This is a genomic window from Chamaesiphon sp. VAR_69_metabat_338, from assembly GCF_031423935.1.
Lineage (GTDB): Bacteria > Cyanobacteriota > Cyanobacteriia > Cyanobacteriales > Chamaesiphonaceae > Chamaesiphon.
Genome location: NZ_JANPGM010000029.1, coordinates 1 through 13748 on the forward strand (window position 1 = coordinate 1; position 13748 = coordinate 13748).

Here is a 13748-nt window from a genome sequence, read left to right on the forward strand (position 1 = left end):
TCGTAAAGTTGAGAGTTTTTAAATACTGCCTGCTTGAGTTTAACTCGCTTCTTTAGTGCAGATGTTGTATCGACAAACGAAGATCGATCGAGAATGCAGGTGTCAAAGTTAACTGCAAATCCAAATTCATTGCAGTCACCAAAATTCAGACCTAACATTTTGCAGTTTTTGAATTTAATATCTATCAATGCTGTTCGAGTGAGTTTTGCCAAGCTGATGTTGCAACCTGAGAATTCACATTCCAGAAATTTAAAATCTGAGAGACTGGCATATGAAAGATCGCAATTGAGGAAGGTGCAATATTCATATTCACCCTTACTCAATGGGTTTTGAGTGAAGTCTATTTTATCAAAAATTTCTTCTTCAATGAATACCTGTTTCATTTGCTCGACCCCAATTCATTTGCATAGGTTGGTTTTCGGCTATCGAATCATTGTGACCTAGAACAAAGCAAAGATGGTAGTGAATTGACTACTGTCTTTGCTTTGAATAATCTATTGTCAGTCGATCGAGTAAAGATTACTAAAAAGAGCGAGCTTACTTTTGATGTTGCCCAAATTGTAGCTCGTAGACTTCATCTTCCTTCTCGGTCGCGATTTTCAGATTCGATCGGGGGTAAGCGACACACAATAATGTGTAGCCCTGAGCCTGCAACTCAGTACTCACGCCCATCCCCTCGCCTTGCTCGACTTGCCCTTCCAAAACTTGCGCCGCACACGTCGTACAGACGCCAGCATTGCAAGAAGTCGGCAAATAAATGCCCGCCGCACCAGCAGCGCGTAAAATTTGTTTATCCTCAGGAACTTCGATCGTGTGAATTTCGCCCTGATGATGGATCTCGACTGTATAAATTTGCGTCATAAATGATAATTTTAGAATGCCAGGATCTCGATCGGAGATATTCTCCACTTTAGCAAGTTCTGGCACTAGCACGTGCCTCAGACGCGGTTTGACAATGCTCACTCACCAGCTTAGGACTCCCATGCGATCGATCTTAAAATTTGGATGCAATCTCAGCTTCGGTATCTTATTGACGATCGGGATCGGCACCGCTATGGTAGAGCCGAGCGTCAATGCCGCGATCTTCGATCGATCTGGGCGGAAACTACCAGATCGCGAGGTCAATTCCGCGCGAGTCAACTGGCAGATGCTCTCGACTGCTGCCGGTCGCAGATATAACGGTGTCGGCCTGATTGAGGTCAACTACGGCATCTGCACGGGATTTTTGTTCTCAACTGGCGTCCACCCCAAGGCACCCGCCTACGTGCTCACCAACGGCCACTGTCAGGGTTCCGCGCGCAAATTACCAGGCAATCGTGAAATCATCGTCAATCGATCGACCAAGACCCAGTTTACCGTCAACTACTTTCATGATTTTAAAGCCGATCGGTTGACAATTCCAGTCAAAAGATTGGTGTATGGCACGATGAAAAATACCGATATTGCTATCCTCGAATTGTCCAAAACTCAACAAGAATTAATTGCTGCTGGGATCGTACCGCTCCAGATCGCCGCTGCACCCCCAGTCGCTGGCGAACCCGCGATTGTCGTTGGCGTACCTTCGGAAGGCGTCAAAGACGAGCTGAATTTTCTCCACGCCGTTACCTGTCAGACTGGCGAACTCGCCAATGTTAAAGAAGACGTCTACAACTGGCAAAAATCCCTCCGCCACCGTTGCAGCATCGTGGGTGGCATGTCTGGTTCGCCGATGATTTCCCTCAAGACAAATCGCGTCGTTGGCATTATCAATACTGGCGTCAACGATAACGCCACCAAACAACCGCAGTGCAGTATCAATCGTCCCTGTGAAGTAGCCCAAAATGGCGCAATCCAAACCTTCCCCCAAGAAAACTACGGTCAATTAGTCGATCGCATTCCCTCTTGTTTCAATCCTCAAGGCGTCTTCGATCTCGATCGAGCTAGCTGTCAGTTGGAACGACCTTAGTGGTGGATTTGCAGCGGCGATCGATCGACTTCATGCGTAACAAACACAACATCATGACCCCGCTGCCTTAGCTCTAACGCGATCGTCGGATGAAGATCGCCTAATATTCCTAATGCCGTCACCGCAATTCGACTCATTCTCTTGCCGCTTGCTCCATAGCATTCGCTCGATGCTACCGCTTTGAATTTTACCGACAATTTCGAACGACCGCCAACATCTGCGAACGAAGCAGCCCACCGCAAAACCGGACAAGGGGAAATTGCGCGATCGTGTAGCGTTGCTTTATCATTCTCTAGATTTTGAAGCAATTAACACTCGAAATTAAGAATGTGAACGTATCAAATGACGACAATTTCTAAGAAAACATCTTGTCGATACAATGGCTTACCAAATTCGGCTCATGTCTAATATGAACCCTGGCATGACTTCATTACAATCGATTGACATTGGGGCTTCTAAAACCTCTGGCTCTTGTCCCGATCTGTAAATTTCTACTTGCTTGTTTTTGGGGTCGATGAGTAATCCCATTCTTACTCCCAAGCGTTGGTACACTAGCATTTTCTGTTGTGCTGGCTTGAGATTATCGCTAGCAGATCTCAGTTCGATCGCAAAATCAGGTACCACAGGAATAAACTTGACGATGTTCACTCCCTCTAGTCGAGACTTCTCGATCCAGGAAACATCTGGTGATGGTTTTCCGCCGCCAAGTGCCTCAAAATCATATCCACCCGACGAGTCAAATACTCGACCTAAGTTAGTTTGTCGGTTCCAGATATTAACATCAGTGACTAAATCTGCGTTCTTTTCACTACTTTCACCGCCTGCTGGAGCCATAACAATCAATTCTCGATTCGGGGTCAATTCTAGGCGGAGGCCTGGGTTATTAGCACAGAGCACGTCAAACTGCTCTGGCGTAACGATTAGAGTCGTATTACTCACATCCAATAGCAACGGTCGATCGTCGATTGAGGTGGTGGGAGCTGTAGCGTTCGCGTAGCGTTCACTTTGTGAGATTGTCATAATACCTCCAAGCGTTTAGGGGAGCTAGTTTATGTCACTTTGATTCGATCGTCCCGATCCTTTAATTCTAGGGTTTAATACCGTTAGCAGAACCAGATCTCGATCGATATGCTGCAATTGAGATGGTAGTAAGGTATCGTCGTCACTCGATCGAGCGAAAACTGGCACCCAGCACGATTAATGTCCGGCTGGCGGCAATTAAGAGTTTGCTAGACATGGCGCGGAAGCTGGGTAAAACCACGATCGATCTGAGCGATATTGTGAGTTATGCTTTGGATGAGTGGCTGAATTTTCATCCCCGTAATTTACCAGGACAGCCGCCGATTTACTCGATCGAAACTTGCCACTGGCAATTTAAAGCATGGCGGTGATTTCGGCTAAGGTCGTAATCGGCAGATCGGCGTGCTCTTGCCACGGGAATTCCCCAGTTGGATCGAGATAGACAGTGGCACTGCCAGCCCGTCGCCCAGCTTCGAGATCGAATAGATAATCTCCCACCATCACCGAGCGATCGGGAGATGCTTTCCAACCCGATAGTAATTGCCAAATTCCGTCTGGACTGGGCTTGGGCGGACAACAATGGCGACTGAGGATTAATGCTGCTGGAAAGAATTCAGCTAATCCGCAAGCAGATAGGGTTGCCTGGGCATTGGGTTTGCTATTGCGAGTCAGGATACCGATTCGTTGGCGAAGCCTACCGGAGGTAATCGCCCCGCGAGCGCAATTTAGTCAGGAGTTCTCTGGCACCAACCTGTGCCGTGGCTTGGTGGGCGATATCTAGTTCTAAAGCGTCAAGCTGTTGATGTAACTGGGCAGCTCGATCGACAGGCAGATCGTTGAGAGCTTCTAGGATCGGTCGTTGGCGAAGCCTCCCTGAAAGGGAATCGATTGGTAGTCCCAGAATGCGCTTAATCCCATCGAAGTCGTGGATACTGACGGTCAGCGTTCCGTCCATATCGAAAATCCAACAGTCACGTCGATCGAAGGAAACAGACATCAGGCACAAAGATCGAGATAATGCTTTTAGCTTACACCAAGATATGTCGCAGAGGCAGTTGCTACCGCCCGCGCCAAATTGACGCAGGTGATTCAGCAAAACTGATACAGTGCCTTAGCACTGTCGGTATAACCTTGATTGATAAGAGACACTATCGGGATTGTGGCGATCGATAATTATAGAAATTTGCAACAAGTATCGCTCTATCAATCTTGGCGGATGAAAATATGGCAGCTAAGAAAGTCGTAGATATTCAGAAATTGCCACATTACAATTAGTAGAGAAATCAAGGTGCGCTAAAGATCGAGTGTAACAATAGTTTACGAATATTTTTTTGAAAATCAGCTTAGATCGTGTCATCACAGTTAAATACTAAGCATCTGATGAGCGGATAGTTGATAATTAAAATCTCTTCCTATTGATAGATAATAAGTCGGCAGGCTTTACCTATAAATCTATCTATTTGGCGATTTATTTATTAGCCGTGCGACTAATATTTTTAATAATATTTAAAAAATACAGATCTAAATCATAACTTCTCTACAGTAATAACTTGCGATCTTATTTTCCTCACAAGATACTCACATTTTCAACCTAATATGTGAATACATATTTATGGAAAATATCTTGAGTAATTTAATTAGTAGCCCTTCAAAATAACGCAACAACAATTCAAAAGTAGCAGATTTACATACCGATGTGAATACTCTACCTAATATCAAAACATCCAGAGTTGAAATCCTGGCTAAACTCTCTCTAGACAGCGAACCAGCCCAAATTGACGATCCAACGCTGGTCGAACTATGCGATTGGCTTTGGGGTGAATTTCAAGCTACTCCACTCAATCTCGAATTGTCAATTTTAGCTAACAATTATTGAGGCAAATGAATCTGAGTGCTGCAAAAAATCTTAATTGCGACTGGTGACTCTCCAGAATCGGCAGAAGTTTTCAAATCTGGACTCACACTCGCCCAAAAGTATGGTGCCCAGATCTCGATCTTACATGTCCTCAGTCTCTTTCAAAATGGTTTAGAGGCAGTAAGTAATCCATTCATGGGTGGTACTTATCCGATGATGAACGCTCTGGTAATCCAACAATACCAAAAAGAACTACAAGACCGCGAACAGCAGGGGATGGAGCGGTTAGAATCCTATGCAAGAGAGGCTACCGCCCGAAATATTCAAGCCGAGGTCTTTCAAAATATTGGCGATCCTGGACGCACAATCTGTGAAACAGCACAAAACTATGCGGCGGATGTAATCGTGATGGGACGCAACCAAAGATCGATGTTGAGTGAGATTTTTTTGGGTAGCACTAGTAACTATGTTTTGCATCATGCACCTTGCTCGGTACTAGTGATTCAATAGAAGTAAAACGCGAATTATCTTGCGTTGAACACTAGTCGTGGTGTCAGCAGTAATCGATAAATTTTAGATTCAAGAGGAACTGTTCTATGCAACCAGATTATCTGATTATTGGCAGTGGTTTATCAGCGTTGACCTTTGGTGCGTTGATGGCCAATGCTGGTAAAACCGTGCAAATTCTCGAAGCTCACGAGCATCCAGGTGGCTTTGGTCATACGTTTACGATGGCGAAAAAGTATACATTTAATGCTCAATTTCATTATGTTTGGGATTGCGGTGAAGGGCAAACAGTCAATCGGGTACTCAAAAAACTGGGATTGGACAAGGACGTAACTTTTGAACGATACGATCCTGATGGTTTCGACCACATGCGAATGCCCGGTTATAAAATGGATATTCCTTCAGATCCAGCAGTATTAATCGATCGATTGTCTGCGCTGTTTCCCGACCATTCTCATAACATTCATCAATTTGTGGATGAAGTCGAGAAAACTGGTGCAGGCTTAAAAATAGTTGCGCCACCCATTAATCCGATCGAACTCCTGAAACATCCCCAGGCAGCGTTCAGCACCGTCTCGAACCTCAATAGCACCCTTCAGGATGTGTTTGATAAATTCCAGCTTCCCCAAGCCGCCCAGACGCTTTTAGCTCTACAATGGCTGGACTTTTTACTACCGCCAAACCAACTTTCTTTCTTTGCGTGGGTAGCATTATTTAGAGGTTATCAAGCAGGGGCATTTTACCCCACACAGCATTTTGAATCTGTAATTAATTCGTTGGTGAAAGTCATCGAGTCTCATGGAGGACAGGTATTACTAAACCATGAAGTCACGAATTTTCGGGTCGTAAACAAAACGGTGATGGGAGTTGAGGCAATGAATCTCACCACCCATCAAACCGCAGAATTTACGGGTGACACAGTAATTTGTAACATTGACCCTCAACGAGCCGCCAAGATGATTGGTGAGGAGAAGTTCTCCACAGCTATCCGCCGCAAACTCGACTATGAATATTCGGCATCTAACTACATGGTTTATTGCGTCGTCAAGGATATCGATCTGCGCGACTATGGATTTGGCAAGTGGAATGTCTCGCATACCGGACATGAAAGTCTGAATGAAGCGTTCGCCCAAATGTACGATCGCCATGACTATTCTAATCCCAGTTTTGCCATTACCACGCCCACTTTATTGACAGAGGCGAGTCGGGATTGTCCGGCAGATTGTCAGATTGTCGAATTTCTCACTGTTGCTAATTATGCCTACTTTAAGCAATTACGGGAGAGCGATCCCAAAGCTTACAGGCAGAAAAAACAAGAGATTTTAGACTCGATTCTCGATGTGGTGGAGAAACATTATGTGCCGAATTTTCGGAAGCATCTGGTGTTTGAGATTACAGGTAGTCCGACTACGAATGAACGCTATTGCTGGTGTCCTGAAGGGAATTCCTATGGTTCCATTTTGACTCCACGCAATATGGGTTTGGGACGATTGAATCATGAAACTTCACTAGGGCAGTTTTATTTTTGTAATGCTTCATCTGGTTATCCAGGTTTTGCACCGACGGTTTGGACGGGGGCATTGTTGTATCAACGATTGTCTGGGGATGTGGTTTTAGGGGATGGCTGAGGCGGCACACGCGATTCTGTTTGAGTTGTTGCGGAGATCCAACCCACCCCGCCCTACGGGCACCCCTGTCTTGACGTTTTTTTATGCGGGGGGAACCCCCGAATAAAAACGTCGCTGTCTTGAAAAGGTGCTCTACTTGGGGAAACAAGCGACGTTTGGGGCGCGACGTTTTCGGGGGAAGCTTCCCCCGAAAAGCTCGCTTGGGAAGCTTCCCCCCCAAAGCTCGCGCCCCAAGACCGCACTTTTCGCTCCGTTGGCGTAGCCTCTCCCTAAGGAGAGGAGGGGATTTTCACCCCGCCCCTCCTGGGAGGGAATTTTTCACATAACGAGGTTAACACATGAAAATTGCAGTAATTGGTGGTGGGGCGAGTGGGATGGTGTCGGCTTATCTGCTCGATAAACAGGGGCATCGTGTCAGCGTATTTGAACGACAACCGATATTAGGCGGACATATTCGGACGCTGAATAAAAACGTCCAGCCGAATCGAGCGGATTGTACTGAAATTCTTGAAGGTGGCGTGCTGGAATTTCCAACTGCATTTATAGATTTTATCGCGTTGATGAAAGAATTAGATGTCGAACTAGAACCTGTGAGTGTTGGTTCGGGGATGTTCTTTAATAATGGCGATCGCTTTTTATCGGGAGTTGTAACAAATAATAACTTCTCAGGTATTCATCGCCTCATCGAACATTTACGCTTTGATACTCTTTATGCGCGATCTGCTAGCTTATGGTTGCAAATCCAATTTGCCAATCTCCAAAATCTAGCAAATCTCCCCCTGTCTGCATATCTCAAAAGTTCGGGTACTCGTGATACTTGGCTGAAATTATTAGTAATGTATAGTTACTCAATTCCGTTTGAGCTAATTAATGATTTTCCGGCAGAATTAGCGATTCCGACTTTGCGTGCTTATATTTCGACTAATTGGGTAAGGGTGAAAGGTGGTGTATATACTTATATCGAAAAAATCCTAGAGCGATTTAAAGGTGAAGTTGTGCTAGGTGTCGAGATCGATCGGATTTTGCGAAGTCCCGATGGTGTCAAAATCGTGATGTCTACAGGTGAAATTCACGAATTCGATCGAGTTGTATTTGCCACGCCACCAGATCGAGTAATGGCACTACTCGCCGATCCGACTGATGCCGAAACCAAGCGATTTTTTAATTGGAAAGCTAATCATATAACTAGCGTAGTTCACAAGGATGCTACTATGTACGATCGCTTTGGTATTCATAAACCCTCAGAATTTGATTTCTTCCAGACAGATACCCGCTGGGGCTATAGTGGCTATCTCAATCAAGTTTGTGACATCTCATCGCCACCACATTATTTCTTATCATTCCAACTAGAAGAATTAATCAAGCCAGAGCAAATTATTCACACTCAAGCACATCACACTCCTTTATATACGACCGAATCTTTTCGCTACCGCGATGAAGTGGTTGCGACTAATGGTGAGAATCACACTTATCATGCGGGAGCTTATCTTGGTGATGGTTTGCATGGCGGTGCGATTACCTCTGCTGTACGAGTTGCCAAATTAATTGGTATGAGCCAGGAATCTATTTCCTTAGTCGAAAGTAAGCGAGAGCGGATTTCATTTGCATAGATTAAGATCTATTAAGTTATTTTTCAAAAAGCTCTCAGATGATGGGAGCTTTTTTCGATCGCTTTTAGATTTTGCCTACCCCTTTTGACTAAATTGTATTGAAAAAATGAAATTAAAATACATCAATATATAGACAGATAGATCGAATATCTTTAGCTATCGACAGCAATTAAAAGTCACAGAATAACGAATTAAATATTAACATAGATGCCTTTGGTAACGACCAATAAAGAATATTTTCCTCACGCAATCCTCACAACTTTAGCTTAGGATGAAATTAATGAGTTCGAGTTGTAGATCGATCGAATAGTTGGTTTGTTTGTCATCTGATACCGGAGTGGTTGACTGAAAAAGCTTCGACGTGAAATGGCAGCTTAATAGCATATTTTTTTCTTCGACGACAATACTAATGACAGGTTTTGTAAACTTAGCAAATTGGCTAAAACACCATGAGTACTGCAATTGACAACTTCACCAGTCAACTTCATGACAATTTAGAAGCAGTTGAAGATCGGGCAAAATTGCTGAAACACGATATCAAATCTGTGACGAAAAAAAATCAAGCTGAGATTCAATCGAAACTCGATGAAGCCAAAGCCAGCATAGCCGCTAAGAAACAAGAATTCGATGATTACCGAGCCAAGCTCAAAACACAATTTGAGGAAAAAGAAGCTGAGGTGCAATCGAGTGTCGATGAGTGGAAAGCGAGTCGCGAGGTTAAGAAACTCGAACATCGGGCGGAAAAAGCTGAGGACTATGCGGCTACATCTGTTTATTTGGCTCTGGCAATGATGGAAGAAGCAGAAGCAGCAACCCTAACGGCAATTTGCGATCGCCTGGATGCCGAAGCCGCTAATGGAAATTCTAAAAAACACTCTTAGCAACTACTGGGTAACTAATTTCAATACTTAATTCAAAATCGAGGAAATTAAAACATGGCATTTACACATACAATCGTCGCGCATTTTCCCTCCCATACTGAAGCTGAAACAGTAGTACGGGAACTGCAACGACAAGGCTTCGATATGCAGAAACTATCGATCGTCGGCAAAGATTACCAGACAAACGAGCATGTACGCGGATTTCTAAGCTGGCAAGATACAGCCACAGCCGGAGCCACAGGAGGTGTTTATTGGGGTACCTTCTTTGGTGGTTTGTTTGGGATTTTAGTTGGTGCGGGGGTAATCTTTATTCCTGGCATGGCTCCGCTGGTTATTGCTGGGCCGATTACTGGCGTGTTAGCAGGATGGCTAGAAGGAACTTTGGTAGGGGCTACTGGTGCTGCCGCGATCGGTGGTTTAGCAGGTGCTTTGGGCGGGTTGGGTATCCCTAAAAATGAGGTACTCAAATACGAAACCAAAATCCAAGCAGGTGAGTTCATCATTTTGGTGACAGGTACCACTGAGGATGTCACTCAGGCGAAGCAGATGCTCGACAAAATCAGTCACGGCATCAGCATGTCGGTAGCAGCATAGGAACTGAAGCAGGGGCAATTATTGCACTTACTCCTCGACAAACATGCAGGCGAACAACTGGAGTTAATCGATACGATCGGCGAACGAGTCCAGACATTGGGCGGTGTAGCGATTGCCGTTGCCGTAGCCTCCGCTTTGCGGAATCCGCGCCATGTCGCTGAAGTAACCCGTTAGTTCGCAGCTAAATTTTGCTCGAACTCATTTGGACTCCTGGCGGAATGCTGGCAGCTCCAGCGTTGACTTAGCCTCTTGGGTGCAATGGATGAATTGCGCCTACTAAGTTTTTAAATAACAACAACTAAACAAATAACATGCAAACTATTACCAAAAAGACTGACGCAATACTGAAAGCAGTGCCGTGCTAGATGCCAAACACATCCGAGTCGAGACTGCGGGAAGCAAGGTCATTCTGCGTGGTGACGTTCGCAACTATCAAGAGCGGGAGGAAGCCGAACGTGCTGCTTGGGCTGCGCCAGGGGTATTTTCTGTGGATAATCAACTTACCGTGAAGTGGTTCGATCGTTCGCAATAAGGATCGCGGATTAAATAACTTATAGCTTTTACGCGATTGCCGTTATCTCAGTAGGGGCAATTCATGAATTGCCCCTACTGAGATGACGGCAATTATAGGTCTTATTTAATTTTTGTTCCCAACTTTTTCAATTAACGTCAATATCACTGTTATTTATTAATTTCGAGGATTTTTAAGATGAAATATATTTCGACATTCCGATCCCACCTGCGCCCCATGCAGATGTTCATGTCTGTTTTACTTGTTACGGTGATGTTTTTTGCCAGTGGCTGCACGGGCGCATCAGCCAAGGATACAACATCAAAAGCAGTCCAGATCGAAAATATCAAACGTGGCTATCCTCCAGTTGCTAAGAGCGATTCTACCGAGGGAACAGTCCAGCTAGACAAGATCGAACAGAATACTGAAAAAGCACTCGACGCTCCAGCGACATCGCTGAAAACGATCGAGGAACGCTCCAAAGGCGCATTGAATGAAGTTCAGGGTGCTGCCGATCGAAATAAAATGAGCAATCCTAGCAACTCTAAGTAAATACCTCGATCGTTTGACATCTGGTGATTTAGGAGGAAATCAATGAATAGTTTATCTGTCGAGGAGCAACTTTTTCATTCAATCTTTTGCCAACAAGTACAAGATATTAAAATCGAAAATGCTAAACAACTACTGGTCGATTTACACTTAGTCTACCTTGCACAGCAGGCGATAATTGCCGACCTGACTTCACAAGAGACATTCAACGATTTGAACTAGCTAGAAAACTACGAATACATCAATAATAGCAGAAATATATGTTGTGTAAATACAATCGAACTAACTAAAACTGTTCCGCAGGAACGCTGGGGTGAAGGCTATTTGACGGCAACTTTGGCAACATTTTTTATTGACAGAGATGCCGAAAGCGATGACGTAGAATTAGCGAGTGCAAAATCGATTAAAGCATTGCAAGCAGAAATCACCGGATTGCGAACCGATATTCAAGCATTAGTCCGCCGAGATCTCGATCGATAGTCTAAGTACCTGCCAATGTCTTCCTACTCTTGTTGAATATCAAAATCCTCCCGTGTCGGCAAGTCCATTGCTAGAGCCAAAGCAGTCGAAATCTTTTCCATCGAGGCGAGCGAGAGACTACCTCGATAGTCACCAAACCGAGATTTTGATAAGATTCTAACCTGTTCTGCTAAAGCAATAGAATCAGCAATTAAGCCCCCTTCTGGGGCGTAAATTAGAACTTGAGTCACATAAACTCGTTTGCCAGGGCGATATGTAGTACAGGGAATCGCTAATACTGTTGGGCTACTAGTATTAATTGAGTTACGACTAATCACAATTATCGGGCGAGATCCGCCTTGTTCGGAACCTTCTACCGGATCTAGCCTGACATGATAAACGTCGCCTCTTCTCATATTGCTGTCTCAATAGTCTGCAAGGCTTCCCATTGAGCGACGGCAAACTCTGCTTCCATTTGCAATACCTCTGCTTGGTACTCAGTATCTTGAGCCATCTGAGACAGATCGGCATCAATTTCCGCCCGTCGAATCAGTGCCAATTCTTTTTGAATCGCTCTAGCAATCAATTCATTACGGCTCTTTGCCTTGCCATCTGTTACCGCTCGATCGGTTGCAGCCAGTAATGCCGTAGGTAACGCGATCGTGGTGCGAGTGCTGGTGCTATGAATCATATTTGATGTTCAAAAGCTTCCTATATTTGATGCCTTAATTATACATCAAGAATGATGCGATGATTTCCCGCCGCCTTCTTCTATCCTGACAAACGACTAATCGCCGGAATAGTTGCCATATCCATAAAACCCGTTCATAAAATCTTGCAGCAACTGGTCATCGAATACGGGCAATGGCAACATAGACAATCTTCTTTGTGAATAGCAAATCGAGCGGCTCAATCTTATAATTCCCAAGAATAATTGAATCGTTAATACTTTATAAAACAAAGTTTGTTTTTAGTACTAAAATTATCAATTTTCTCTCTATTAAAATGCAAGCATTATACTTGAAAAAACGACAATTAAAATCTGCTTATAGAGGGTTTTGTTTTTCAAGTAGCTTTGAGTATAATTAGATACTTAAACTTGTAGTTAAAATCGCCGTAAAGACTAAGATTTTTTAGAATCATAATTCTAGAATATATTCCCTTTTTTACAGAATAGTAAGGAGATAATCGATGAGTATCAATGTAGGGCTATGGATCGACCATCGGAAGGCTATTGTGGTAGCTATGACCGAGCAAGGGGAAAAGATTGAGGAAATAGTATCAGGTGTTGAAAAACAGCTTCAGCGTGGTGGAGATCGACCACTTGAGGGTGATTATGAAGTAGTTCAGGTACCCGCTGACGATCGCCGCCAACGAGACTTTACCAAACATCTGAATATTTACTACGCTGCTGTCATTACAGCCATTCGGGATGCTGAGTCTATTCTCATCTTTGGGCCAGGTGAAGCAAAGGGCGAACTAAAAGAACAACTCGAAAAAAATCACCTGGGCGGTCACATTGTCGATATCGAAACAGTTGACAAAATGACACATCCTCAGATCGCTGCGAAGGTTCGAGCGTATTTTGCCAAGGAACATTCACCAACAAATTAGAAGATGATCGCGTTTGCGGCACTGGATCTCAATTCGCGATCGACCAGATATTTTTTATGTACAAGATAATTATTATCTCATTAGTATATACGGGATTTTTAGTAGCGATGCCCTTTGCGGCAAATGCACTAAATTCACAACCATTTAGCCAGAACTTCGAGGGGAAAACGGATTTGCCAATCTCCCAAGGTCGTCCCACTTACCAACGTGGCTATACCGTTCATTACCGCAGTCTCCGCGACCGCAAATGGACTTTAGAAGGTTTCCATGCCGAGCGTCCCGATGCCGAACGTGCTGCCCGTAGATTGCAGCGCAGTGGTTTTAGAACCCAAATTCGATCGCGTGCTGCAGCCGAACGTCGCAGGACTGGGAATCGCTAATCGTAAAGTTGAGCAAACTAAGGATCGCGATTCTCCAAAGGAGAGGCTTTTGCTGAGGCAAAGGCTTCGCCAACGCCAACGGGATGAAAGGCTGTATCAACGAACTGACTAATTTAGTTGAGGCAACAGACTTATGGTTTCTCCAGTCATTCGGCTAGGATCTACACAGCACGTTGGCGAAGCCTCTCCTTTGGA

General features: G+C 44.4%; 23 protein-coding genes. 15 read left to right on the plus strand and 8 right to left on the minus strand.

The window, feature by feature from the left end:
* Together RMO84_RS00940 and RMO84_RS00945 are read right to left on the minus strand one after the other, a co-directional pair.
* A partial coding sequence (locus RMO84_RS00940; RefSeq protein WP_310486554.1) for a pentapeptide repeat-containing protein occupies positions 1-383 on the minus strand: 383 nt, incomplete at its 3' end.
* Between the two features lie 154 nt (positions 384-537).
* The gene (locus RMO84_RS00945) at positions 538-861 is read right to left on the minus strand and encodes a 2Fe-2S iron-sulfur cluster-binding protein (RefSeq protein WP_310486580.1); all 324 of its coding nucleotides are present in this window, start codon (positions 859-861) and stop codon (positions 538-540) included.
* Positions 862-982: 121 nt separating this feature from the next.
* Between RMO84_RS00945 and RMO84_RS00950 the strand changes: the two genes are divergently transcribed.
* A complete protein-coding gene (locus RMO84_RS00950) occupies positions 983-1945 on the plus strand; it encodes a serine protease (RefSeq protein WP_310486556.1) in 963 nt (320 codons plus the stop codon).
* On the opposite strand, the gene RMO84_RS00955 is transcribed toward RMO84_RS00950, so the two are convergent.
* Together RMO84_RS00955 and RMO84_RS00960 are read right to left on the minus strand one after the other, a co-directional pair.
* Positions 1942-2082 carry a hypothetical protein gene (locus tag RMO84_RS00955; protein WP_310486557.1) on the minus strand — a complete coding sequence of 47 codons (141 nt, stop codon included), beginning with the start codon at positions 2080-2082 and terminating at the stop codon, positions 1942-1944. The genes RMO84_RS00950 and RMO84_RS00955 overlap by 4 nt on opposite strands.
* 247 nt (positions 2083-2329) lie before the next feature.
* Positions 2330-2965, minus strand: a complete 636-nt coding sequence (locus RMO84_RS00960; protein ID WP_310486558.1) for a Uma2 family endonuclease — start codon at positions 2963-2965, stop codon at positions 2330-2332.
* Between the two features lie 122 nt (positions 2966-3087).
* On the opposite strand from RMO84_RS00960, the gene RMO84_RS00965 reads away from it, so the two are divergent.
* Complete coding sequence (locus RMO84_RS00965; protein ID WP_310486559.1) at positions 3088-3336, plus strand: hypothetical protein; 249 nt, start codon at positions 3088-3090, stop codon at positions 3334-3336.
* On the opposite strand, the gene RMO84_RS21235 is transcribed toward RMO84_RS00965, so the two are convergent.
* On the minus strand, positions 3320-3673 hold the full coding sequence (locus tag RMO84_RS21235) for an HAD family hydrolase (protein ID WP_396135734.1): 354 nt from the start codon (positions 3671-3673) through the stop codon (positions 3320-3322). The genes RMO84_RS00965 and RMO84_RS21235 overlap by 17 nt on opposite strands.
* Positions 3660-3962, minus strand: coding sequence for a hypothetical protein (locus RMO84_RS00980; RefSeq protein WP_310486561.1), 303 nt, complete (start codon positions 3960-3962; stop codon positions 3660-3662). The genes RMO84_RS21235 and RMO84_RS00980 overlap by 14 nt, the downstream gene beginning before the upstream one ends.
* Before the next feature lie 699 nt (positions 3963-4661).
* Here RMO84_RS00980 and RMO84_RS00985 point away from each other — a divergent pair.
* The 11 genes from RMO84_RS00985 (at position 4662) to RMO84_RS01035 (ending at position 11580) form a co-directional block, all read left to right on the plus strand.
* Entirely contained in the window at positions 4662-4841 is a 180-nt protein-coding gene (locus RMO84_RS00985; protein ID WP_310486562.1) for a hypothetical protein, read from the plus strand.
* Between the two features lie 15 nt (positions 4842-4856).
* Positions 4857-5330 (plus strand): universal stress protein, encoded by a 474-nt coding sequence (locus RMO84_RS00990; protein WP_310486563.1) that lies wholly within the window; start codon positions 4857-4859, stop codon positions 5328-5330.
* An 86-nt stretch (positions 5331-5416) separates the two neighbouring features.
* Entirely contained in the window at positions 5417-6955 is a 1539-nt protein-coding gene (locus RMO84_RS00995; RefSeq protein WP_310486565.1) for an NAD(P)/FAD-dependent oxidoreductase, read from the plus strand.
* A 338-nt stretch (positions 6956-7293) separates the two neighbouring features.
* Positions 7294-8565 carry an FAD-dependent oxidoreductase gene (locus tag RMO84_RS01000; RefSeq protein WP_310486566.1) on the plus strand — a complete coding sequence of 424 codons (1272 nt, stop codon included), beginning with the start codon at positions 7294-7296 and terminating at the stop codon, positions 8563-8565.
* Between the two features lie 449 nt (positions 8566-9014).
* Positions 9015-9446 (plus strand): hypothetical protein, encoded by a 432-nt coding sequence (locus tag RMO84_RS01005; protein ID WP_310486567.1) that lies wholly within the window; start codon positions 9015-9017, stop codon positions 9444-9446.
* Between the two features lie 54 nt (positions 9447-9500).
* Positions 9501-10040 carry a general stress protein gene (locus tag RMO84_RS01010; protein WP_310486569.1) on the plus strand — a complete coding sequence of 180 codons (540 nt, stop codon included), beginning with the start codon at positions 9501-9503 and terminating at the stop codon, positions 10038-10040.
* A gap of 21 nt (positions 10041-10061) precedes the next feature.
* Complete coding sequence (locus RMO84_RS01015) at positions 10062-10214, plus strand: hypothetical protein (protein WP_310486570.1); 153 nt, start codon at positions 10062-10064, stop codon at positions 10212-10214.
* Positions 10215-10398: 184 nt separating this feature from the next.
* Entirely contained in the window at positions 10399-10572 is a 174-nt protein-coding gene (locus RMO84_RS01020; protein WP_310486571.1) for a BON domain-containing protein, read from the plus strand.
* A gap of 177 nt (positions 10573-10749) precedes the next feature.
* Positions 10750-11103 (plus strand): hypothetical protein, encoded by a 354-nt coding sequence (locus RMO84_RS01025; RefSeq protein ID WP_310486573.1) that lies wholly within the window; start codon positions 10750-10752, stop codon positions 11101-11103.
* A 42-nt stretch (positions 11104-11145) separates the two neighbouring features.
* The gene (locus tag RMO84_RS01030) at positions 11146-11322 is read left to right on the plus strand and encodes a hypothetical protein (protein WP_310486574.1); all 177 of its coding nucleotides are present in this window, start codon (positions 11146-11148) and stop codon (positions 11320-11322) included.
* Between the two features lie 114 nt (positions 11323-11436).
* Positions 11437-11580, plus strand: coding sequence for a hypothetical protein (locus RMO84_RS01035; protein ID WP_310486575.1), 144 nt, complete (start codon positions 11437-11439; stop codon positions 11578-11580).
* 23 nt (positions 11581-11603) lie between these two features.
* Here the strand turns inward: RMO84_RS01035 and RMO84_RS01040 are convergent, their stop codons facing one another.
* A complete protein-coding gene (locus tag RMO84_RS01040; RefSeq protein WP_310486576.1) occupies positions 11604-11975 on the minus strand; it encodes a type II toxin-antitoxin system PemK/MazF family toxin in 372 nt (123 codons plus the stop codon).
* Complete coding sequence (locus RMO84_RS01045; protein ID WP_310486577.1) at positions 11972-12250, minus strand: CopG family transcriptional regulator; 279 nt, start codon at positions 12248-12250, stop codon at positions 11972-11974. Before RMO84_RS01045 ends, RMO84_RS01040 begins: the two co-directional genes overlap by 4 nt.
* Positions 12251-12750: 500 nt before the next feature.
* Here RMO84_RS01045 and RMO84_RS01050 point away from each other — a divergent pair, with 500 nt between their 5' ends.
* Positions 12751-13173, plus strand: coding sequence for a hypothetical protein (locus RMO84_RS01050; protein ID WP_310486578.1), 423 nt, complete (start codon positions 12751-12753; stop codon positions 13171-13173).
* A gap of 56 nt (positions 13174-13229) precedes the next feature.
* A complete protein-coding gene (locus RMO84_RS01055; RefSeq protein ID WP_310486579.1) occupies positions 13230-13553 on the plus strand; it encodes a hypothetical protein in 324 nt (107 codons plus the stop codon).
* Positions 13554-13748 lie beyond the last annotated feature (195 nt).